21 protein-coding genes are annotated in these 20,832 nt (G+C 60.9%); 11 read left to right on the top strand and 10 right to left on the bottom strand.

Going from position 1 to position 20,832, the window contains the following annotated elements; all coding sequences use genetic code 11:
• Positions 1-26: 26 nt before the first annotated feature.
• Positions 27-227 carry a sulfur carrier protein ThiS gene (gene thiS, locus KW839_RS05300; RefSeq protein ID WP_162237401.1) on the bottom strand — a complete coding sequence of 67 codons (201 nt, stop codon included), beginning with the start codon at positions 225-227 and terminating at the stop codon, positions 27-29.
• Positions 228-407: 180 nt separating this feature from the next.
• Entirely contained in the window at positions 408-779 is a 372-nt protein-coding gene (locus KW839_RS05295; RefSeq protein ID WP_060542422.1) for a DUF423 domain-containing protein, read from the bottom strand.
• A 74-nt stretch (positions 780-853) separates the two neighbouring features.
• Between KW839_RS05295 and mtgA the strand changes: the two genes are divergently transcribed.
• Positions 854-1,576, top strand: a complete 723-nt coding sequence (gene mtgA, locus KW839_RS05290; protein ID WP_218423640.1) for a monofunctional biosynthetic peptidoglycan transglycosylase — start codon at positions 854-856, stop codon at positions 1,574-1,576.
• Between the two features lie 172 nt (positions 1,577-1,748).
• Here mtgA and rpoH read toward each other — a convergent pair whose 3' ends face one another.
• From rpoH to ftsY, 4 genes are all read right to left on the bottom strand, one after another.
• On the bottom strand, positions 1,749-2,603 hold the full coding sequence (gene rpoH, locus KW839_RS05285; protein ID WP_007897890.1) for an RNA polymerase sigma factor RpoH: 855 nt from the start codon (positions 2,601-2,603) through the stop codon (positions 1,749-1,751).
• Positions 2,604-2,715: 112 nt separating this feature from the next.
• Positions 2,716-3,738 carry a permease-like cell division protein FtsX gene (gene ftsX, locus KW839_RS05280; RefSeq protein WP_060542424.1) on the bottom strand — a complete coding sequence of 341 codons (1,023 nt, stop codon included), beginning with the start codon at positions 3,736-3,738 and terminating at the stop codon, positions 2,716-2,718.
• Positions 3,735-4,406: a cell division ATP-binding protein FtsE gene (gene ftsE / locus KW839_RS05275; protein WP_060542425.1), complete on the bottom strand. Its 672-nt coding sequence runs from the start codon at positions 4,404-4,406 to the stop codon at positions 3,735-3,737. Before ftsE ends, ftsX begins: the two co-directional genes overlap by 4 nt.
• The gene (ftsY, locus tag KW839_RS05270) at positions 4,403-6,055 is read right to left on the bottom strand and encodes a signal recognition particle-docking protein FtsY (RefSeq protein WP_218423639.1); all 1,653 of its coding nucleotides are present in this window, start codon (positions 6,053-6,055) and stop codon (positions 4,403-4,405) included. The genes ftsE and ftsY overlap by 4 nt, the downstream gene beginning before the upstream one ends.
• Before the next feature lie 342 nt (positions 6,056-6,397).
• Between ftsY and KW839_RS05265 the strand changes: the two genes are divergently transcribed.
• The 4 genes from KW839_RS05265 to KW839_RS05250 are packed head-to-tail and all read left to right on the top strand — an operon-like array spanning position 6,398 to position 10,902.
• The gene (locus KW839_RS05265) at positions 6,398-7,753 is read left to right on the top strand and encodes a pitrilysin family protein (RefSeq protein WP_060542427.1); all 1,356 of its coding nucleotides are present in this window, start codon (positions 6,398-6,400) and stop codon (positions 7,751-7,753) included.
• On the top strand, positions 7,746-9,236 hold the full coding sequence (locus tag KW839_RS05260; protein WP_218423638.1) for a pitrilysin family protein: 1,491 nt from the start codon (positions 7,746-7,748) through the stop codon (positions 9,234-9,236). Before KW839_RS05265 ends, KW839_RS05260 begins: the two co-directional genes overlap by 8 nt.
• Positions 9,236-9,844, top strand: coding sequence for a 16S rRNA (guanine(966)-N(2))-methyltransferase RsmD (gene rsmD, locus KW839_RS05255; RefSeq protein ID WP_060542429.1), 609 nt, complete (start codon positions 9,236-9,238; stop codon positions 9,842-9,844). The genes KW839_RS05260 and rsmD overlap by 1 nt, the downstream gene beginning before the upstream one ends.
• Before the next feature lie 50 nt (positions 9,845-9,894).
• Entirely contained in the window at positions 9,895-10,902 is a 1,008-nt protein-coding gene (locus KW839_RS05250; protein ID WP_218423757.1) for a hydrolase, read from the top strand.
• 137 nt (positions 10,903-11,039) lie between these two features.
• Here the strand turns inward: KW839_RS05250 and KW839_RS05245 are convergent, their stop codons facing one another.
• Complete coding sequence (locus tag KW839_RS05245) at positions 11,040-11,894, bottom strand: sulfurtransferase (RefSeq protein ID WP_218423637.1); 855 nt, start codon at positions 11,892-11,894, stop codon at positions 11,040-11,042.
• Between the two features lie 79 nt (positions 11,895-11,973).
• Positions 11,974-12,642: a TetR/AcrR family transcriptional regulator gene (locus KW839_RS05240; protein ID WP_060542432.1), complete on the bottom strand. Its 669-nt coding sequence runs from the start codon at positions 12,640-12,642 to the stop codon at positions 11,974-11,976.
• A 145-nt stretch (positions 12,643-12,787) separates the two neighbouring features.
• Between KW839_RS05240 and KW839_RS05235 the strand changes: the two genes are divergently transcribed.
• From KW839_RS05235 to KW839_RS05215, 5 genes are all read left to right on the top strand, one after another.
• Positions 12,788-14,218: a coniferyl aldehyde dehydrogenase gene (locus KW839_RS05235; protein WP_218423636.1), complete on the top strand. Its 1,431-nt coding sequence runs from the start codon at positions 12,788-12,790 to the stop codon at positions 14,216-14,218.
• A gap of 28 nt (positions 14,219-14,246) precedes the next feature.
• On the top strand, positions 14,247-14,792 hold the full coding sequence (locus KW839_RS05230; protein ID WP_218423635.1) for a twin-arginine translocation pathway signal protein: 546 nt from the start codon (positions 14,247-14,249) through the stop codon (positions 14,790-14,792).
• Positions 14,793-14,869: 77 nt separating this feature from the next.
• Positions 14,870-16,465, top strand: a complete 1,596-nt coding sequence (locus KW839_RS05225; RefSeq protein WP_218423633.1) for a GMC family oxidoreductase — start codon at positions 14,870-14,872, stop codon at positions 16,463-16,465.
• A gap of 115 nt (positions 16,466-16,580) precedes the next feature.
• Complete coding sequence (gene coaD / locus KW839_RS05220; RefSeq protein WP_060542436.1) at positions 16,581-17,060, top strand: pantetheine-phosphate adenylyltransferase; 480 nt, start codon at positions 16,581-16,583, stop codon at positions 17,058-17,060.
• 182 nt (positions 17,061-17,242) lie between these two features.
• Positions 17,243-17,494, top strand: a complete 252-nt coding sequence (locus KW839_RS05215; protein WP_003195146.1) for a YfhL family 4Fe-4S dicluster ferredoxin — start codon at positions 17,243-17,245, stop codon at positions 17,492-17,494.
• 51 nt (positions 17,495-17,545) lie between these two features.
• Here KW839_RS05215 and mutM read toward each other — a convergent pair whose 3' ends face one another.
• The gene (gene mutM / locus KW839_RS05210; RefSeq protein ID WP_060542437.1) at positions 17,546-18,358 is read right to left on the bottom strand and encodes a bifunctional DNA-formamidopyrimidine glycosylase/DNA-(apurinic or apyrimidinic site) lyase; all 813 of its coding nucleotides are present in this window, start codon (positions 18,356-18,358) and stop codon (positions 17,546-17,548) included.
• A 34-nt stretch (positions 18,359-18,392) separates the two neighbouring features.
• On the bottom strand, positions 18,393-19,208 hold the full coding sequence (locus KW839_RS05205) for an HDOD domain-containing protein (RefSeq protein WP_162237405.1): 816 nt from the start codon (positions 19,206-19,208) through the stop codon (positions 18,393-18,395).
• 294 nt (positions 19,209-19,502) lie between these two features.
• Between KW839_RS05205 and KW839_RS05200 the strand changes: the two genes are divergently transcribed.
• Positions 19,503-20,699, top strand: a complete 1,197-nt coding sequence (locus KW839_RS05200) for a class I SAM-dependent rRNA methyltransferase (RefSeq protein WP_060542439.1) — start codon at positions 19,503-19,505, stop codon at positions 20,697-20,699.
• Positions 20,700-20,832 lie beyond the last annotated feature (133 nt).

The raw sequence follows: 20,832 nt of genomic DNA, 5'->3' as shown, positions 1-20,832 counted from the left end.
ATTCTCGGCCCATGCGGGCCATTCGGCTAGCCGCCGCCGATGGCGTGCACGACTTCGACATTGTCGCCGTCGTTGAGCGTGGTCTCGGCATGCTGGCTGCGCGGGACGATATCCAGATTGAGTTCGACCGCCACCCGGCGTCCGGTCAGATCCAGACGGGTCAGCAGGGCCGCAACGGTTTCACCGTCGGGCAGTTCAAGGGATTCGCCGTTCAACTGAATGCGCATGCCGGATGCCGCCATCATTTTTAGGGGCTGGCATTCTAGCCCGATCAGTCAGGCTGACCCAAGCCATTCGTCTTGAAATGGACGGACGCATTGCAGGAGCCGGCTTGCTGGCGATGCAGGCTACTCGGCCTGGCTGTTTCACCGCATCGCCTTCATCGCCTGCAAGCCGGCTCCTGCAGATCAGGACAATCGGTAGGCAGCCAGACCCAGAGATAGCCAGCCTATCAGAAACGCCAGGCCGCCAAAGGGCGTGATGATGCCGAACTTGCTCACTCCGGTCAGCGTCAACACATAGAGGCTACCGGAGAACAGCAGGATGCCGATGGCGAACGATGCGCCGGCCCACGTAACCAGGCGCCCCGGGATCTGCGTGGCCAGCAGCGCCACGCCCAGCAGCGCCAGGGTGTGCACCAACTGATAGGTCACGCCGGTATGGAAAATCGCCAGATACTCGGCACTCAGACGGTTTTTCAGGCCGTGAGCGGCAAAGGCACCCAGGCCGACACCGGTGAAGCCGAAAAAAGCGGCCAACATCAAAAAGCCACGCAGCATGAAGAACTCCAGTCAGTGTCGATCAACAGGGTCTGTATAATGGCCCGCTCAACGGGTTCGGCCAAGCCATCTCTATGCTGCGTATTTATTTCCGTCGTTTCACCAAGGCCGTGCTGTGGTTCATGGGCGGCAGCGTTTTGCTGGTGCTGATTTTTCGCTTCGTTCCGCCACCGGGAACCGCACTGATGGTTGAGCGCAAGATCGAATCCTGGTTCGATGGCGAACCCATTGACCTGCAACGCACCTGGAAGCCGTGGGATGAAATCTCCGACGACCTGAAGCTGGCTGTGATTGCCGGTGAAGATCAGAAATTCCCCGAGCACTGGGGCTTTGACTTCGGTGCCATCCAGAAAGCCCTCGCCCACAACGAGCTCGGCGGCACGATCCGTGGTGCCAGCACCCTGAGCCAGCAAGTCTCGAAGAACCTGTTCCTGTGGTCAGGCCGCAGCTGGCTGCGCAAAGGTCTGGAAGCCTGGTTTACCGCGTTGATCGAGGTGTTGTGGCCCAAGGAACGGATTCTGGAGGTGTACCTCAATAGCGTCGAATGGGATGACGGGGTGTTTGGGGCAGAGGCTGCAGCCAGGCATCACTTCGGCATCAGCGCAAAAAATCTCAGCCGCCAGCAATCGAGTCTGTTGGCCGCCGTACTGCCAAACCCACGCGTTTGGAGCGCGAGTCACCCGACCAACTACGTCGCACGTCGGGCCGGATGGATTCGGCAGCAGATGAGTCAGTTGGGTGGCGATAGTTATCTGGCGGGCTTGAACGCTTCGCGCCGTGCGCCCTGGTCCCAATAGCCGATCACGATTTTCGGACACAACTTGCGGTGTGTCAGCGACGGGTGTAGCGGTTGACACGACGCCTTCGCGGGCAAGCCCGCTCCCACAGGGACCAAGGTGAATCTGTGAATGAGTACAAAAAAAACGCCCCGATCAATGACCGGGGCGTTTTTTATTGCCAGTACGCAGCTTATGCGGCGATCGACAACTTGAGCTTGTTCATCGCGCTCTTCTCAAGCTGACGAATACGCTCGGCCGACACGTTGTACTTCTGTGCCAGGTCGTGCAGCGTGGCTTTTTCTTCTGCCAGCCAGCGCTGGTAGAGGATGTCACGACTGCGGTCGTCCAGCACTTCCAGCGCTTCGTGCAGGTTGTGATTGGAGTTGTCGCTCCAGTCGGCGTCTTCCAGTTGACGGGCCGGGTCGTACCGGTGGTCTTCCAGATAGTTGGCCGGCGACTGGAAAGCACTGTCGTCATCCGCTTCGGCAGCCGGATCGAAGGCCATGTCATGGCCGGTCAGGCGACTTTCCATCTCGCGCACTTCGCGAGGCTCTACACCGAGGCTTTCGGCCACACGATGGACTTCCTCGTTGTTCAACCAGGCGAGACGCTTCTTCTGGCTGCGCAGGTTGAAGAACAGCTTGCGCTGGGCCTTGGTGGTCGCGACCTTCACGATACGCCAGTTGCGCAGGATGAATTCGTGGATTTCCGCCTTGATCCAGTGCACGGCAAAGGACACCAGGCGCACGCCCATTTCCGGGTTGAAGCGCTTCACGGCCTTCATCAGGCCGACGTTACCTTCCTGGATCAGGTCCGCCTGAGCCAGACCGTAGCCGGAATAGCTACGGGCGATATGTACGACAAAACGCAGGTGGGCGAGCACCATCTGCCGAGCCGCCCCCAAATCCTGCTCATAATAGAGACTCTCGGCCAGTTCACGCTCCTGCTCCGGCGTCAGCAATGGAATGCTGTTCACCGTGTGCACATAGGCCTCCAGGTTCGCACCCGGGACCAGAGCATATGCAGGTTGCAAAGAATTGGTCATACGAAAAAACCTCCCACTTACAAACTCGTGCAGTTCAGCACTGCGAAAATTGACCGGAAACCGAAAGACAAGTTCCCAAAAACGCTGAAAGGTCAATACGAGCAAAATGATACTACTTAGGCGCAAGCTCCCTCAGGTGGCGTGCGACTGCAATCCATGCACCGATATACCCCAACAGCACCGCGCCAAGCAAGAGAGACAGACCATCGGCAACTGGCACTCCGGCCAGCGCGAAATCACTGCCGTACAAACCGGCCAGCCCAACCACTGCGTCGTTCAGCCAGTCAAGGCCAAATGCCAGCACGCCCCAGGAGAGAATCCCCGCACCGAAGCCATACAGCGCGCCCATGTACAGAAAGGGCCTGCGCACATAGCTGTCAGTGCCGCCGACCAGTTTAATCACTTCTATCTCTGTGCGGCGGTTTTCAATATGAAGACGAATGGTATTGCCTATCACCAAAAGTAATGCAGAAACCAGAAGCACGGTCAGACCGAAGACAAAACGGTCACCCAGCTTGAGGATGGCTGCCAGACGCTCGACCCAGACTAAATCAAGTTGCGCCTGTTGTACCTTCGGCAGCTCGGAAAGTTGTTGTCGTAATGCTTCAAGCGCGGGCTTGTCGACCTCTTTCGGCGTCACCAGCACCACCCCCGGCAGCGGGTTTTCCGGTAGCTCCTTGAGCGCCTCGCCCAGACCGGACTGCTGCTGGAACTCTTCCAGCGCCTGTTCCCGGCCGACGTATTCCGCGTCGGCCACGCCAGGCATGCCCTTGATCTGTTCACGCAGCGATTCGCCCTCAGCGGAGCTCGCGTTAATTTCCAGATACAGGGAAATCTGCGCCGCACGCTGCCAGGACCCGCCCAGGCGCTCGACGTTACTTAGCAAAAGTGACAGCCCCATGGGTAAACTCAGGGCCACCGCCATCACCAGGCAGGTAAAGAAACTGCCGATCGGCTGCTTGCCCAGGCGGCGCAGGCTGTCCAGCAAGCTGGCACGATGGCTTTCGACCCACGCACGAAACAATGTGGAAAAGTCCGGCCCGTCGTCATCGTCGTGTTTTTTCTTCTGCGGCTGCGGATCGGCGGCTTTCGGGGCCACTCGCTCGGAAACCTTGGGGCTACGTGTAGCACTCATACGGCAGCCTCCCCGTCGCCGATCAATCGACCGCGCTGCAGCGTCAGCATGCGGTGGCGCATGCGGGCAATCAGGGCCAGGTCGTGGCTGGCGATCAGCACGCTGGTGCCCAGGCGGTTGATGTCTTCGAATACACCCATGATTTCCGCCGCCAGACGCGGGTCGAGGTTACCCGTTGGCTCGTCCGCCAGCAGCAAGGCCGGACGATGGACGATGGCGCGGGCGATGCCGACGCGCTGCTGCTGACCGGTGGACAGGTCGCCGGGGTACAAATCAGTTTTGTCCGACAGCGCCACGCGCTCCAGCGCCGAGTCCACGCGTTTGACGATCTCGGCCTTGGACAGGCCGAGAATCTGCAACGGCAGCGCAACGTTGTTGAAAACGGTGCGATCGAACAGCAACTGGTGATTCTGGAACACCACGCCGATCTGCCGGCGCAGGAAAGGAATCTGCGCGTTGCTGATGGTGCTCAGGTCTTGCCCGGCGAGCAGCAGTTTGCCGCTGGTCGGGCGTTCCATGGCCAGCAACAGCCGCAACAAGGTGCTTTTACCGGCGCCGGAATGGCCGGTAACAAACAAAAATTCGCCCCGACGGACTCGAAAGCTCAGCTCATGCAAGCCCACGTGACCGTTCGGGTAGCGTTTACCGACCTGTTCGAAACGAATCATGAACGCTCCCGCTCGGCAAACAGTGCCTGGACAAAGGGTTCTGCTTCAAAGGTACGCAAATCGTCGATGCCTTCACCGACGCCGATATAGCGAATCGGCAAGCCGAACTGCTTGGCCAGGGCGAAAATCACCCCGCCCTTGGCCGTGCCGTCGAGCTTGGTCAGCGCCAGGCCAGTGAGTGCGACGGTCTGGTTGAATTGTTTGGCCTGGTTGATCGCGTTCTGGCCGGTGCCCGCATCGAGGACCAGCAGCACTTCGTGCGGCGCGTCGGCGTCGAGCTTGCCGATGACCCGGCGAACCTTCTTCAGCTCTTCCATCAGGTTGTCTTTGGTGTGCAGGCGACCGGCAGTGTCAGCGATCAGCACATCGATGCCACGGGCCTTGGCCGCCTGTACGGCGTCGAAGATCACCGAGGCCGAATCGGCCCCCGTGTGCTGGGCGATCACCGGAATCTTGTTGCGCTCGCCCCAGACCTGCAACTGCTCGACCGCCGCCGCGCGGAAAGTGTCGCCCGCGGCGAGCATGACTTTCTTGCCTTCGAGCTGCAGCTTCTTCGCCAGTTTGCCGATGGTGGTGGTTTTGCCGGCCCCGTTGACGCCGACCACCAGGATCACGAACGGCTTGTTCTGCGAAGTGATTTTCAGCGGCTGCTCGACCGGCTTGAGCATGGCGGCCAGCTCGGCTTGCAGGGATTTGTACAGGGCATCGGCATCGGCCAGTTCCTTGCGTGCGACCTTCTGGGTCAGACGCTGAATGATCACCGATGTCGCTTCGACGCCAACGTCAGCGGTCAACAGACGGGTTTCGAGGTCCTCGAGCAGTTCGTCATCAATGGCCTTGCGGCCCAGAAACAAGCTGGCCATGCCTTCGCCGATGCTGGCGCTGGTCTTGGACAGACCCTGCTTGAGGCGGGCAAAGAAGCCGGCCTTGGTTTCTTCGCTACGAACAGGTTCGACGGGCGTCTCAGCAGTCGCGTCAGTGACCACTTCGACTGGAGCGATGACCGGCGCAGACGCTGGAGCAGGCACCGGTACAAAGGCTGGAGCGGATGCAACTGGAACAACCGGCTCTGGCTCTGGCTCTGCGTATGAATTCGCTACAGCCTCGACCACTACCGGTGCGGGTGCAGATGTAGATGTAGATGTAGATGCAGGCGCAGGCTCAGGCTCAGGCTCAGCCACGGTGGCAGGTGCAACGACCTGCTCAACAACCGGCTCAACGACAGGCTCAACAACTGCCTCAACAACCGCCTCAACGACAGGCTCCTGAACCGGCGCTGGTATGAATGCTGCCGGGGCTGGAATGGGTGGCGTCACGTGCGGCGCCTGATCATTTACAACCAGCGCCACCTGCTCTTCCGCCACCGGCAATGTCAGCCAGGGCTCGGCCGCTGGCGCTTGCGGCGATGGAGCGGCGACTTCAGCGACCGGTTCAGGCCGGGCTTCGAGCGTCGGCTGCAACACAGGTTCGGCAAGTGGCAGGACAACCGGTGCGGGCGCTTCTTCTATTACGGGTGCCGGCGCGGGCTCGGAAATGGGCTGTGGCTGTTCGACGACGGGTTCCTGCGGCTTTTTGCGCAGCCATCCGAACAGGCTTTTTTTCTCGCCAGCCGCAGCTGGGGTCTTCTTGTCGTCGTTGGAACCAAACATGGAGGACGGCTATCTCACGGTAGCGACGCGCCAATGGCGCCTCGGCAAATAAAAATTCGATGCAGAACAGACTGCGATTGATCCAGCTTGTTCACGCTCAACATTTTGTCGAGGTGCAAATGGCACCTTACAAAAAACGATTCACGAAGGACTGAAGCGGCAAAATCGGCGAAAAAGCAGAGTTTAGCTGATAAACCATAGCCTTCCGCCGCAAACCCATACAACCTGATCAAGCTTCGAGGCCTGATAGGCGTGGCCGCCAGTAAAACGGATCAGTATCCTAGCACCCTCTCGCCCGCTGACGCTAAGACCAAGCGGGCAGCCCCAAAGGTTTAAAAACGAATGAATGCTCTAGCCCGCCGCGCCGCAGGCCTGCTGCTCAGCACAGTTTGCCTGCCCCTTTCGGCCCTGGCTGCCGACCCGCAACCCACCCACGAATTCACCTTGGACAACGGGCTGAAAGTTGTCGTGCGCGAAGACCATCGCGCACCGGTGGTGGTTTCCCAGGTCTGGTACAAGGTCGGCTCCAGCTACGAAACGCCTGGTAACACAGGCCTGTCCCACGCCCTGGAACACATGATGTTCAAGGGCAGCGACAAGGTAGGCCCGGGTGAGGCTTCGCTGATCCTGCGCGACCTGGGCGCCGAAGAGAACGCGTTCACCAGCGATGACTTCACCGCCTACTACCAGGTGCTGGCCAAGGATCGCCTGGGCGTCGCTTTCGAACTGGAAGCCGACCGCATGGCCAGCCTGCGCCTGCCCGCCGACGAGTTCAGCCGCGAGATCGAGGTCATCAAGGAAGAACGGCGCCTGCGCACCGACGACAAGCCGATGTCCAAGGCCTACGAACGCTTCAAGGCCATGGCCTACCCGGCCAGCGGCTATCACACCCCGACAATCGGCTGGATGGCTGACCTGGAACGGATGAAAGTCGAAGAGCTGCGCCACTGGTACCAGACCTGGTACGTGCCGAACAACGCCACGCTGGTAGTCGTCGGCGACGTCACTGCGGACGAAGTCAAAACCCTGGCCCTGCGTTATTTCGGCCCTATCGCCAAGCGCGATGTGCCGGCAGCGAAAAAACCGCTGGAACTGGCCGAGCCGGGGGAGCGCCAGATCACCCTGCATGTGCAGACCCAACTGCCCAGCCTGATGCTGGCCTTCAACGTGCCCAGCATTGCCACCGCCGAAGACAAGCGCCTGGTCAATGCCCTGCGCCTGATCTCGGCCCTGCTCGACGGCGGCTACAGCGGACGCATTCCGACCCAGCTTGAACGCGGCGAGGAGCTGGTGTCCGGCGGTTCGTCGAGTTACGACGCCTACACCCGTGGCGACAGCCTGTTTACCCTGTCGGCAACGCCAAACACCCAGAAACACAAAACCGTCGCCCAGGTGGAAGCCGGTTTGTGGAAACTGCTCGAACAGCTGAAAACCACGGCGCCATCAGCTGAAGAGCTGGAGCGCGTGCGTGCCCAGGTCATCGCGGGCCTGGTCTACGAGCGTGACTCGATCACCAGCCAGGCCACTGCCATCGGCCAACTGGAAACTGTCGGCCTGTCGTGGCAATTGATGGACACCGAACTGGCCGATCTGGAAAGCGTAACTCCGGAAGATATCCAGAAAGCCGCCAAGCTGTATTTCACCCGCGAACGTCTCAGCGTCGCCCATGTACTGCCACTGGAGACGACTCATGAGTGAGCATAAAAAAACCCGTCTGACCCTGATCGGCCTGATCGCCATCGCCCTGATCGGCTCCGCCGCGTTCTACTTGTTGCGTTCCGGCGACACCAACGCCAGCGAGGCGCTCGACAAGGCCAAGGCCAGCCAGAAACTGCAATCTTTGGCCGAGCTCAACGGCAAGGCGCCGGAGCATCGCAAGCTGGACGTGCAAACCTGGAACACCGCCGAAGGTGCCAAGGTGCTGTTTGTCGAAGCCCGTGAGCTGCCGATGTTCGACATGCGCCTGATCTTCGCCGCCGGCAGCAGCCAGGACGGTGACGCACCGGGTCTGGCGCTGCTGACCAACGCCATGCTCAACGAAGGCGTGGCCGGCAAGGACGTTGGTGCCATCGCACAGGGCTTCGAAGGCCTGGGTGCCGACTTCGGCAACGGCGCTTTCAAGGACATGGCCGTCGCGTCCCTGCGCAGCCTCAGCGCCACGGACAAACGCGAGCCGGCCCTGAAGCTGTTCGCCGAAGTCGTCGGCAAGCCGACCTTCCCCGCCGATTCGTTTGCGCGGATCAAGAACCAGATGCTCGCCGGTTTCGAGTACCAGAAGCAGAACCCCGGAAAACTGGCCAGCCTGGAACTGATGAACCGCCTGTACGGCGACCACCCGTACGCCCACGCCAGCGATGGCACGGCGAAAACCGTACCGGCGATCACCGTGGCTCAGATGCAGGCATTCCACGCCAAAGCCTATGCCGCGGGCAACGTGGTGATCGCGCTGGTCGGCGACCTGTCCCGCGCAGAAGCCGAAGCGATTGCAGCCCAGGTTTCCACCGCACTGCCCAAAGGCGCGGCCCTGCCGAAGATTGCACAACCGAGCGAACCCAAGGCCAGCATTGGCCACATTGAGTTCCCGTCCAAGCAGACCACCCTGATGCTCTCGCAACTGGGCATCGACCGGGACGACCCGGACTACGCAGCGTTGTCCATGGGCAACCAGATCCTCGGTGGCGGCGGCTTCGGCACCCGCCTGATGAGCGAAGTACGTGAAAAACGTGGCCTCACCTACGGCGTGTACTCGGGTTTCACTCCGATGCAGGCGCGCGGCCCGTTCATGATCAACCTGCAAACCCGCGCCGAAATGAGCGAGGGCACCCTGAAACTGGTGCAGGATGTACTCGCCGAATACCTTAAAACCGGCCCGACCGAAAAAGAGCTCGACGACGCCAAGCGCGAACTGGCCGGCAGCTTCCCGCTGTCCACAGCCAGCAACGCCGATATCGTCGGCCAGCTCGGCGCCATCGGCTTCTACAATCTGCCGTTGAGCCATCTCGAGGACTTCATGCAGCAGTCCCAGAGCCTGACCGTCGAGCAAGTCAAAGCCGCACTGAACAAACACCTGAGCACGGATAAAATGGTCATCGTCAGCGCTGGCCCGACCGTGCCGCAAAAGCCGTTACCGGCCCCTACTGATAAACCTTCCGAGCAGCCGCTCGGGGTTCCGGAGCATTAATGGCCAGTCCAAAAAAACCCGCCAAAAACGTCCATAACGGCGTGAATCAACTGCGCATCATCGGCGGCGAATGGCGCAGCCGCAAACTGAGTTTTCCCGACGCTCCGGGCCTGCGCCCGACGCCGGACCGGGTGCGTGAAACCCTGTTCAACTGGCTCGCGCCTTATGTACCGGGGGCCAAGGTCCTTGACCCGTTTACCGGCAGCGGCGCGCTGTTCCTCGAAGCACTGTCCCGTGGCGCAGCCATGGGCCAGGCGCTGGACGCCAGTAATATCGCGGTATCCAGCCTGAAGGAGCACCTGGGCACCCTGCGCTGCACCAACGGCCAGGTGCAGACCGCCGATGCCCTGCGCTACCTGGAAACCCAGACAGCAACGGCTTACGACCTGGTGTTCCTCGACCCACCGTTCAACCAGAACCTGTTGCCCGCCGTTTGCGCCCTGCTCGAAGAGCGCCAGTGGCTGGCCGAGGAAGCGTGGGTGTACACCGAAAGCGAATCCGCACCGTCGACTCTGGGCCTGCCGGGCAACTGGCGCCTGCATCGCGAGCAGAAATCCGGGCGCGTGTACTACTCGTTGTGGCAACGTATGGCAGAGATCGCCGGTTAATTGACCGGCCTGAAAAAGGTGCGTACGCGTTGCGCACCGCTGCCTCGAGAATGATCGTGCCTCATCTGCCTGTACGCTTCACCCCTGCCCTCGGCCTCGGCAACCCGCACTTGCAAACCCTGTGGGGTCCGCTGTGGCGCAAAACCACGCACATCGAACGCGAGCGTGAACGTTTATGGCTTGAGGATGGCGACTTCCTCGACCTCGACTGGCATGGCCCGCATAGCGCCGACGCCCCCCTGGTGCTGGTGCTGCACGGCCTCACCGGCTCATCGAATTCACCTTATGTGGCGGGGCTGCAAAAAGCGCTGGGCGATCAGAGCTGGGCCAGTGTTGCGCTGAACTGGCGCGGCTGCTCTGGCGAACCCAACCTGTTGCCGCGCAGCTACCACTCCGGCGCCAGTGACGACCTGGGGGAAACCATCAGGCACCTGAAAGCCAAACGCCCCCTAGCGCCGTTGTACGCGGTCGGCTATTCGCTCGGTGGCAACGTCCTGCTCAAGCACCTGGGTGAGACCGGCAGTGACAGTGGCGTGATGGGTGCTGTCGCGGTGTCGGTACCTTTTCGCCTGGACCAGTGCGCCGACCGCATCGGCCAGGGTTTCTCCAGGGTCTACCAGGCGCACTTCATGCGCGAGATGGTCGCTTACATCAAGAACAAGCAGCGACAGTTCCAGCACGACGGACGCGAGGATGGCCTGGCAGCGCTGGCGGCCCTCGGCTCGCTGGAGAACATGCGCACCTTCTGGGATTTCGATGGCCGCGTCACCGCACCGCTGCATGGCTTCATCGATGCCGAGGATTATTATCGCCGCGCGTCTAGCCGCTACTTCCTGGGGGAAATTCGCACACCAACTTTGATCATTCAGGCCGCAGACGACCCCTTCGTCTTCCCCCACAGCCTGCCGCAGGCCGATGAACTGGCCGCCTGCACGCACCTCGAACTGCAGGCCAAGGGCGGGCATGTCGGATTCGTCGACGGTTCGATCAGGCAACCCGGTTACTACCTGGAGCGGCGCATCCCACAGTGGCTGGCCGCCGTCAGGGCAAGTGCCTGATGAAATCCCGCAGACACCAGTCCCCCTGCTCGCGATGGAGTGTCAGTCCGCAGCCCAACGGGGGCAAGCCCCCTCGCCACAAGTGTGTGACCCAACTCAAGTGAACAGCATTACGCTCCTACAGGGGATTGTGGCGACTACTCGCCAGTGGCGATGCCGCGAGACGGTTCATTGATCCACTCACTCCACGACCCGGCATACAACGAGGCCAGCGGATAACCTGCCAGGCACAACGCAAACAGGTTATGACAAGCCGTCACGCCCGACCCGCAGTACGCCACCAGTTCGGTCGGCGAGCGATCGCCCAGTTTCGCGGCGAAGCGGTGCTTGAGTTGGTCGGCCGCCAGGAAACGCCCGTCGGTGCCCAGGTTGTCGGTAAACGCCGCACACTGCGCACCGGGTATGTGTCCGGCAATCGGGTCGATCGGTTCCACTTCGCCCTTGAAGCGCGGCAAGGCGCGGGCATCGAGCAAGGTCAGTTGTGGCTTGGCGAGGCGTTTTTGCAGTTGCTCTGCGCTGAGCAGCAACGAAGCATCGGGGCTACCGGTAAAGCTGCCGCGAGTGTGCGACGGCGCATCCAGGCTCAGCGGCAAACCCGCCGCATGCCAAGCCTTGAGCCCGCCATCGAGGATGAACACGCCATCACGCTTGCCCAGCCATGCCAATAACCACCAGGCCCGCGCCGCAAAGGCACCCGGACCGTCATCGTACAAGACCACTTCACTGCCAGCGTCGATACCAAAGGTTTGCAGGCGTTCGATCAACTGCGCCGGCTCAGGCAACGGATGACGCCCGGTCACGCCCTTGACCACTGCACCACTGAGATCGCGCTCAAGATCGGCAAAACTCGCCCCGGCGATGTGTCCTTCGGCATAGCTGCGCTGGCCATAATCCGGGTCTTCAAGGGCAAAACGACAATCCAGAATCACCAACCCCGGCTGGTCCTTTTTCAGGTCCAGTGCCTGCGGGCTGATCAGTTGCGCAATGGGCATGACTTGCTCCTGTGGTGTCTGTGGAATCTCGATCCTACTGCACTTTCCAGCTCAAACCGGTCAATTCACCCCAGCTCACTCACAATTCTTCAAGGGCCTGGGCCAGCGGCACGTAAAACTCTTCGAACAATGCGTTGACGTCAGCGCGCGACTGATCCGTGACAAACCCGGCTTCCAGCACCAGCACCTGATAGACCCCGCGCTTGATCGCCTGCTCACTCAAATGACTGGAGTTCTCCCGGGTCGTGCACAGAAATCGCACCCAGGAGGTGAGGATGATCCAGGCATTGAGCGTCAGGGATTCGATCTGCACACGATCCATCTTGAGAATGCCGGCGGCGACAAACCCTTCGTAGATGGCCGCGCCCTGGATCAGACAGCGCTGGGAGAAACGCCGGTAGCGATCCGCCAGGTCCTGGTCACTGTCGAGCAAGTGTTCGAGGTCGCGATGCAGGAATCGGTAGCGCCACATCGCCGACAGCAATTCCTTGAGATAGAAACGTTTGTCTTCCACCGTGGCGGCACGGCCCTGGGGCGGGCGCAGGAAACTGTCCACGAGGCTTTCGTACTCACTGAACAGTACGGCGATGATCGCCTGCTTGTTAGGGAAGTGGTAGTACAGGTTGCCCGGGGAAATTTCCATGTGGGCAGCAATGTGGTTGGTGCTGATGCTGCGCTCGCCCTGCTGATTGAACAGCTCCAGGCTGTTCTGCACGATGCGCTCGCTGGTTTTGATCCTTGGGGCCATGGCTTGAGCTTTAATTCAGAGTGCGTTGACGGGCATCTTACGACCTAACGGCGAATGGATAAAAGAAAGCTGAACCAGGATGCCATTTGACATTCTAGAGCATAGACTCTAAAAAGACCTCATTACAATAAATCCGGAGCCGACGATGACCGCTGATATCTCCTACCTGCAAAACCTGCAGCAGCCGCTGGTAGAGCTGCAGGCACTGTTCGATGCTCAGCGCGCCGCCTACGCCGCCAATCCGATGCCACCCGCCGCCCAGCGCCAGCAATGGCTCAAGGCGTTGAAGGATTTATTGAACGATGAACGCCAGGCCCTGATCGACGCGATCAGCCAGGACTTCAGCCATCGCAGCGCCGATGAAACCCTGCTCGCCGAACTGATGCCCAGCCTGCACGGCATCCATTACGCCAGCCGGAACCTCAAGGGCTGGATGCGCGCTTCACGGCGCAAGGTCGGTGCTGCCTTCCAGCCGGCGTCGGCGAAAGTGGTTTATCAACCCCTCGGCGTAGTCGGGGTGATCGTGCCATGGAACTACCCGCTGTACCTGGCCGTCGGGCCGTTGGTCGGTGCCCTGTCGGCAGGCAACCGGGTGATGCTCAAGCTCAGCGAATCGACGCCCGCCACTGGCCTGCTGATGAAGCAACTGCTGGCGCGGATCTTTCCGGAAGACCTGGTCTGTGTCGTCCTTGGCGAGGCGGATATGGGTGTGGCGTTCTCGCGACTGCCCTTCGATCACCTGCTATTCACCGGTGCCACCAGCATCGGCAAACACGTGATGCGCGCCGCCTCCGAGAACCTGACACCGGTGACCCTGGAACTCGGGGGCAAATCCCCGGCCATCGTCTCCCGCGATGTGCCACTCAAGGACGCCGCAGAGCGCATCGCCTTCGGCAAAACCCTGAATGCCGGACAGACCTGCGTAGCCCCGGACTACGTGCTGGTGCCGGAAGATCGTGTCGGTGCATTCGTTGAAGCCTATCGCTCGGCCGTTCGCGGGTTTTATCCGACACTGACTGACAACCCGGACTACACCGCGATCATCAATGACCGACAACTGACCCGCCTCAATGGCTATGTCAGCGACGCCACCAGCAAGGGCGCATTGCTGATCCCGCTGTTCGAACAAGGCCAGGGCCGGCGCATGAGCCATAGCGTATTGCTCAACGTCACTGATGACATGACGGTCATGCAGGACGAAATCTTCGGCCCGCTGCTGCCGATCGTGCCGTACAAGGATCTGGATCAGGCATTTGCCTACATCAACCAGCGCCCTCGCCCGCTGGCGCTCTATTACTTCGGCTACGACAAGCGCGAGCAGGATCGCGTGCTGCAGGAAACCCATTCCGGCGGCGTATGCCTGAACGACACCCTGCTGCACGTCGCCCAGGACGACATGCCGTTCGGCGGCATCGGAGCCTCCGGCATGGGCCATTACCACGGTCACGAAGGGTTCCTGACGTTCAGCAAGGCCAAGGGTGTACTGATCAAGCAGCGCTTCAATGCGTCGAAGCTGATTTATCCACCGTACGGCAAGTCCATTCAGAAACTGATCCAGAAGCTGTTCATTCGCTAAAGATCACCACCGTCGGGTAATAACAATAATGAGCCCCAGCCTGTCCGATACACCCGCGCTGTCACGGCGCGGCCTGCTCAAATTCAGCCTCGGCGCCAGCGCCTTTCTCGCCACTGCCGGACTGGGCGCCAGCCTCAGCGGCTGCTCGTCCAGCGTCCCGGCCAACGGTTTTGCCTCCCTGCGCACCGGCGATTTAGCTTTCCTGCGCGCCTTGGTCCCGGTAATGCTCACCGGCGCCGTAAGCAGCGAACGCATGCCCGACGCCGTCGAAGGCACCCTGAAAAGCCTGGATTACAACCTCGATCACCTGTCACCGGAAATGCTCAAGTTGACCCGGCAGCTCTTCGACGTGCTGGGCATGGCCGTGACCCGCGGTCCGCTGACCGGGATCTGGGGCAGTTGGGAAAACGCCAGTGCCAACGATATCCGCCAGTTTCTGGATCGCTGGGAAAACAGCTCGTTGAGCCTGCTGCGCATGGGCCACAGCTCATTGCTGCAACTGGTGATGATGGCCTGGTATGGGCGCAAGGAGTCATGGGCGCATTGCGGGTATCCCGGGCCTCCCACAGTTTGAAACCGGGTCGCCCCCTTCGCGAAGACGTCGGTCGTATCACCACAGCACTTGAACCATAATAAAAAGAGAACCAGAAGATGCCCGTACCCGATCCGTTCCGCGAAGGCATGGCCCGAGGCTGGAAAACCTACAATGGCTCGCAACTGACCCGGGACCTGACCCTCGAAGCGGATGTGGCGATCATCGGCAGCGGGGCCGGCGGCGGTACCACTGCGGAGATTCTCAGCGCGGCCGGCTACAAGGTGCTGCTGATCGAGGAAGGCCCGCTCAAGACCAGCAGCGACTTCAAGCTGCTCGAAGACCAGGCCTACGCCAGCCTCTATCAGGAAGGCATCGGCCGCATGAGCAAAGACGGCGCGATCACCATCCTGCAAGGCCGTGCGGTGGGCGGCACCACGCTGATCAACTGGACCTCCAGCTTCCGTACTCCAGAGGCAACCCTGGAACACTGGGCCAGGGAGCATAACGTCAAGGGCCACAGCCCGGCGGACATGGCCCCGTGGTTCGAGAAAATGGAGCAGCGCTTGGGCGTCGCCCCGTGGATGGTGCCGCCCAACCCCAACAACGACGTGATCCGCAAAGGTTGCGAGAGCCTGGGTTACAGCTGGCATGTGATCCCGCGCAACGTGCGCGGTTGCTGGAACCTCGGTTACTGCGGCATGGGCTGCCCGACCAATGCCAAACAGTCGATGATGGTCACCACCATTCCGGCGACCCTGGAAAAAGGCGGCGAACTGCTTTACCTGGCCCGCGCGGAAAAACTCTCTCTCAGCGGCGACAAGGTCACCGGCCTGCAATGCTCGGCGATGGATGAACGTTGTGTCGCGCCAACCGGGCGCACCATTACGGTCAAGGCGCGGCATTACGTGCTGGCCGGCGGCGGCATCAACAGCCCGGCGCTGCTGCTGCGCTCCGGCGCACCTGATCCGCATAAGCGCCTGGGCAAACGCACGTTCCTGCATCCGGTGAACATGTCCGCCGCGCTGTTCGACGAGGTGATCAACCCTTTCTATGGCGCGCCGCAGTCGATCTACTCCGACCACTTCCAGTGGCTGGACGGCACCGCCGGCAAGATGTCCTACAAACTCGAAGTCCCGCCACTGCACCCGGCGCTGGCCACGACCTTGCTCGGAGGCTTCGGCGAGGAAAATTCGCAGCACATGGCGAACCTGCCGCACACCCACGCCATGCTGGCGCTGCTCCGGGACGGTTTTCACCCGGACAGCCCCGGTGGCAGCGTCGAATTGCGCAGCGATGACACCCCGGTGCTCGACTATCAGCTCTCGCCCTATGCCTGGGATGGATTGCGCCGGGCGTTCCACAGCATGGCCGAGATCCAGTTCGCCGGTGGCGCCAAGGCGGTAATGCCAATGCACGCCGACGCCCGCTACGTGAAAACCCTGGCCGAAGCGCGCACGCTGATCGATGGCCTGAGCCTGGAGCTGTATCGAACCCGCTTGGGCAGCGCCCATGTGATGGGCGGTTGCGCCATGGGTGAAGACCCGGTCCATGCCGTGACCGACAGCCTCGGCCGCCATCATCAACTGGGCAATCTGTCGATCCACGACGGTTCATTATTCCCCACCAGCATTGGCGCCAACCCGCAGCTTTCGGTCTATGGACTGACGGCGCAACTGGCGACCTCCCTGGCCGAGCGCTTGAAAAATCCGTGAAAAATATGATTATCCCTGTCGTCTATAGTGCTTTCTTATCCCACAGGCGACTTGGCCGACCGGGAAGGCTGCGATACCATCCGACTCCCCAACGGATTCCCGCCAGGACGACGCGATGAACCGAGTGTTGTACCCAGGTACCTTCGACCCTATTACCAAGGGCCATGGCGATCTGGTCGAACGCGCCTCGCGCCTGTTCGACCACGTGATCATTGCCGTCGCCGCCAGCCCGAAGAAAAACCCGCTGTTTCCTCTGGAACAACGAGTGGAACTGGCGCGCGAGGTCACCCAGCATCTGCCCAACGTTGAAGTGGTCGGCTTCTCGACGCTGCTGGCGCATTTCGCCAAAGAGCAGAATGCCAACGTGTTCCTGCGTGGTTTGCGCGCGGTGTCGGACTTCGAATACGAGTTCCAGCTGGCCAACATGAACCGTCAGCTGGCGCCGGATGTGGAAAGCCTGTTTCTTACCCCATCCGAACGCTACTCGTTCATCTCCTCGACGCTGGTCCGTGAAATCGCAGCCCTGGGCGGCGACATCACCAAGTTCGTACACCCTGCGGTGGCGGATGCTCTTACACTTCGATTCAAGAAGTAATACACGACTGTAGGAGCCCGCTTGCTGGCGATGAATACAACGCGGTGCACCTGATACACCGCCATCGCCAGCAAGCCGGCTCCTACAGAACGTCGCGTGCGCGTGCATAGCGCCCACCAATACGGCACAATTACGCGCATTGATTTATTGCGCCCGGGCCTGCCGCCCCGGCTGGAGTTAGCATGTCCCTGATCATCACCGACGATTGCATCAACTGCGACGTCTGCGAACCCGAGTGCCCGAACGCCGCCATTTCCCAAGGCGAAGAGATCTACGTGATCGACCCGAACCTGTGCACCCAGTGCGTCGGCCACTACGACGAACCGCAGTGCCAGCAGGTCTGCCCGGTGGATTGCATTCCGCTGGACGAAGCCCATCCGGAAACTGAAGAACAGTTGATGGAGAAGTATCGGAAGATTACCGGCAAGGCTTGAGTCATCTGGCGCCTGTCAGGGCGCCAAATTCTTAAAGGTTTACCGCGCGTATCAACTCTGACAACGCGGACAAAAAACGCTCGCACGCTGCCCAAGCTTCACTTCGCGCAGCCCCGTGCCGCAAACCTTGCAGTGTTCGCCGCCACGGCCGTACACAAACAATTCCTGCTGGAAATAACCCGGCTGGCCATCCCCGCCGATGAAATCGCGCAAGGTAGTACCGCCGCGCTCGATGGCGGCGGCCAGGATGCGTTTGATCTCGATCGCCAGCTTCAGGTAACGCGCCCGGGAGATGCTCCCGGCTTCGCGACGCGGGTCAATGCCCGCGGCGAACAGCGCTTCGGTCGCGTAAATATTGCCGACCCCCACCACCACCGCGTTGTCCATGATGAACGGCTTGACCGCCATTGAGCGCCCACGGGACTGCTGGAACAACCGCTCGCCGTCGAACAGATCGGTCAACGGCTCCGGCCCCAGGCGAATCAGCAACTCGTGGTTGAGCGGGTCGAGGCTCCAGAGCATCGCACCAAAACGCCTTGGGTCGGTGTAGCGCAGGGCCAGGCCCGACTCCAGCTCGATGTCCACATGCTCATGCTTGAGTGCCGGCAACCCGGCCTCCACCAGACGCAAATTGCCCGACATGCCCAAGTGACTGATCAAGGTGCCGACTTCGGCGTTGATCAACAGGTATTTGGCGCGCCGTTCCACCAGCACGATGCGCTGGCCCGACAAGCGCACATCGAGGTCCTCGGGAATCGGCCAGCGCAGACGCCGGTCGCGCACGATCACCCGGGTGACACGTTGGCCCTCCAGATGCGGCGCTATGCCGCGACGGGTGGTTTCGACTTCTGGCAGTTCAGGCATGGCGCTCTCGATCAGGCTCTCGAGTTGGAAAATCTCAGCGATGAGTACCGAGGTCGCGAATCGTCTGCTTCAGGGTCTCGAAGTCGTAGTCCGAGAGGCCAACGTAATCGAGCACCAAAGGCGCGATGCTGTTCCACTCGTGATCCTCGGTCTGATTCCCCAGGACCCGATAGGACGCGCAAATGTGCTCGGCCATCTTCAGGATCGCCAGCAGGTTCTTCAACGAGCTGTTGCGTGACGACTCATCGCTGAAAATCGCCAGGGCGTTATGGTGATTGGCGATCGCCGTGCTCACATGCTCCGGCAGGCGCCAGGACTTGGCCGTGTAGTAACCGACCACCGCATGGTTGGTGTTGAATTCACGGTTCTCGGTATCCACCACCCGGCATTCGGCACTGGCGTTGGCATAGGCCTGCTCCAGAACACCCATGTAGCTGGGGAAGCGCTGCAGCATCAGCGGCACGCCGCAGTCGTGGAACAAGCCCAATGCGTAGGCTTCGTCACCGTTCTGAATGCCGATGCGCTTGGCCAGTGTGAGGCAGGTCATCGCCACGTCCTGGGCGGTGTCCCAGAAACGGTTCAGGGTAACGATGGTCTCGTCGTTCATCTCACCCTTGATCGACTGCGCGTTGATCAGGTTGATGATCGAACGGCTGCCCAGCAGATTCACGGCGCGCTGGATCGACGCAATCTTGTTGCTCAGGCCGTAATACGGCGAGTTGACGATCTTCAGCAAGGAACCGGAAAGGCCCGGGTCCTGGGAAATAAGCTTGGCGATGACTTCCAGATCCGGATCGGGCATGTACTGCTCCATCTGCAAATCCACCATGATTTGCGGCTGGGCGGGCACGCTGATGCCCTGCAGGGCTTGTTGGATCTGTTCGGAAGTCAGCTCTTGGGACATAAGTGCACACTCTGGGTCAGGAGGCGATTCTAACCTTTATGAAGTTGGATCCGACACACCAGAGGGCATTTCGGCTGAACTTTCATTGAAGCCCAGTTTGCGGGCTTGTAAACGCCGATTACCGGGGGCTGCGATCTTTTTGGCCTTCCCGCAAGTCCGAAACTCCCGCGTTCATCGCACACCAGACCCGCCGCCACCCTCAACACGCTATAATCCCGCTCTTTTTTCCGGAGCGACGTCATGTCCCTGCCTAGCCTGCGCCTCAAAGCCAACGCCGACCGTCGCCTGCGCAACGGCCACTTGTGGGTCTACAGCAACGAAATCGACGTGGCCGCCACCCCGTTGCACGGCTTCAAGGCCGGCGATCAGGCGATTCTCGAATCTGCCGGCGGCAAGTCGCTGGGCATCGTTGCCATGAGCCCGAACAACCTGATCTGCGCGCGCCTGCTGTCGCGTGACATAAAGCTGCCGCTGGACAAGTCGCTGCTGGTGCACCGCCTGAACGTCGCCTTGTCCCTGCGCGACCGCCTGTTCGACAAGCCTTTCTATCGCCTGGTGTACGGTGACTCCGACCTGCTGCCGGGTCTGGTGGTCGACCGTTTCGGCGACATCCTCGTGGTGCAGATCGCTTCGGCGACCATGGAAGCCCATAAAGACGACGTGATCGCAGCACTGACCCAAGTGCTCAAGCCAAGCGGCATCCTGTTCAAGAACGATTCCGCCGCTCGCGACGCCGAAGGCCTCAATCGCTACGTCGAAACCGTGTTCGGCCTGGTGCCGGAGTGGGTCGCGCTGGAAGAGAACGGCGTGAAATTCGAAGCCCCGGTCATCCAGGGCCAGAAAACCGGCTGGTTCTACGACCACCGCATGAACCGCGCCCGTCTGGCTCCGTATGCCAAGGGCAAACGCGTTCTGGACCTGTACAGCTACATCGGCGGCTGGGGCGTGCAGGCTGCCGCGTTCGGCGCCAGCGAAGTGTTCTGCGTCGACGCCTCCTCCTTCGCCCTTGATGGCGTGGAGCGCAACGCCGCCCTGAACGGCTTCGCCGAAAAAATGACTTGCATCGAAGGCGACGTCTTCGAAGCCCTGAAAGAGTTGAAAGCCAGCGAAGAGCGTTTCGACGTGATCGTCGCCGACCCGCCAGCCTTCATCAAACGCAAGAAAGACATGAAAAACGGCGAAGGCGCCTACCGCCGCCTGAACGAGCAAGCCATGCGCCTGCTCAGCAAGGACGGCATCCTGGTCAGCGCATCCTGCTCGATGCACCTGCCCGAAGACGACCTGCAAAACATCCTGCTGACCAGCGCCCGCCACCTGGACCGCAACATCCAGATGCTCGAACGCGGCGGCCAGGGCCCGGATCATCCGGTGCATCCGGCGATTGCCGAGACTCGGTATATCAAGAGCATTACTTGCCGGTTGTTGCCAAACAGCTAAGACGCGCACCGCGCCCATATTGGAATGCAAATTTCCTGTGGGTGCGGCGGTGCAGCGATCCGACCTGGTCGCAAAAACGCCAGCCAACATGGATGTCGGCTGGATTGATGACTTCGCGAGTTTGTTCGCCACC

It is taken from the genome of Pseudomonas sp. PDM31 (genome assembly GCF_019218965.1).
Taxonomy (GTDB): Bacteria; Pseudomonadota; Gammaproteobacteria; order Pseudomonadales; family Pseudomonadaceae; genus Aquipseudomonas.
Note: the sequence above shows the minus strand (reverse complement) of the source record. Positions and strands in the feature narration are given on the sequence as shown.

What these genes read in the sequence shown, in the direction of transcription:
- thiS (WP_162237401.1), bottom strand. Translation starts at nt 227, where the DNA reads ATGCGCATTCAGTTGAACGGCGAATCCCTTGAACTGCCCGACGGTGAA.
- KW839_RS05295 (WP_060542422.1), bottom strand. Translation starts at nt 779, where the DNA reads ATGCTGCGTGGCTTTTTGATGTTGGCCGCTTTTTTCGGCTTCACCGGT.
- mtgA (WP_218423640.1), top strand. Translation starts at nt 854, where the DNA reads ATGCTGCGTATTTATTTCCGTCGTTTCACCAAGGCCGTGCTGTGGTTC.
- rpoH (WP_007897890.1), bottom strand. Translation starts at nt 2,603, where the DNA reads ATGACCAATTCTTTGCAACCTGCATATGCTCTGGTCCCGGGTGCGAAC.
- ftsX (WP_060542424.1), bottom strand. Translation starts at nt 3,738, where the DNA reads ATGAGTGCTACACGTAGCCCCAAGGTTTCCGAGCGAGTGGCCCCGAAA.
- ftsE (WP_060542425.1), bottom strand. Translation starts at nt 4,406, where the DNA reads ATGATTCGTTTCGAACAGGTCGGTAAACGCTACCCGAACGGTCACGTG.
- ftsY (WP_218423639.1), bottom strand. Translation starts at nt 6,055, where the DNA reads ATGTTTGGTTCCAACGACGACAAGAAGACCCCAGCTGCGGCTGGCGAG.
- KW839_RS05265 (WP_060542427.1), top strand. Translation starts at nt 6,398, where the DNA reads ATGAATGCTCTAGCCCGCCGCGCCGCAGGCCTGCTGCTCAGCACAGTT.
- KW839_RS05260 (WP_218423638.1), top strand. Translation starts at nt 7,746, where the DNA reads ATGAGTGAGCATAAAAAAACCCGTCTGACCCTGATCGGCCTGATCGCC.
- rsmD (WP_060542429.1), top strand. Translation starts at nt 9,236, where the DNA reads ATGGCCAGTCCAAAAAAACCCGCCAAAAACGTCCATAACGGCGTGAAT.
- KW839_RS05250 (WP_218423757.1), top strand. Translation starts at nt 9,895, where the DNA reads ATGATCGTGCCTCATCTGCCTGTACGCTTCACCCCTGCCCTCGGCCTC.
- KW839_RS05245 (WP_218423637.1), bottom strand. Translation starts at nt 11,894, where the DNA reads ATGCCCATTGCGCAACTGATCAGCCCGCAGGCACTGGACCTGAAAAAG.
- KW839_RS05240 (WP_060542432.1), bottom strand. Translation starts at nt 12,642, where the DNA reads ATGGCCCCAAGGATCAAAACCAGCGAGCGCATCGTGCAGAACAGCCTG.
- KW839_RS05235 (WP_218423636.1), top strand. Translation starts at nt 12,788, where the DNA reads ATGACCGCTGATATCTCCTACCTGCAAAACCTGCAGCAGCCGCTGGTA.
- KW839_RS05230 (WP_218423635.1), top strand. Translation starts at nt 14,247, where the DNA reads ATGAGCCCCAGCCTGTCCGATACACCCGCGCTGTCACGGCGCGGCCTG.
- KW839_RS05225 (WP_218423633.1), top strand. Translation starts at nt 14,870, where the DNA reads ATGCCCGTACCCGATCCGTTCCGCGAAGGCATGGCCCGAGGCTGGAAA.
- coaD (WP_060542436.1), top strand. Translation starts at nt 16,581, where the DNA reads ATGAACCGAGTGTTGTACCCAGGTACCTTCGACCCTATTACCAAGGGC.
- KW839_RS05215 (WP_003195146.1), top strand. Translation starts at nt 17,243, where the DNA reads ATGTCCCTGATCATCACCGACGATTGCATCAACTGCGACGTCTGCGAA.
- mutM (WP_060542437.1), bottom strand. Translation starts at nt 18,358, where the DNA reads ATGCCTGAACTGCCAGAAGTCGAAACCACCCGTCGCGGCATAGCGCCG.
- KW839_RS05200 (WP_060542439.1), top strand. Translation starts at nt 19,503, where the DNA reads ATGTCCCTGCCTAGCCTGCGCCTCAAAGCCAACGCCGACCGTCGCCTG.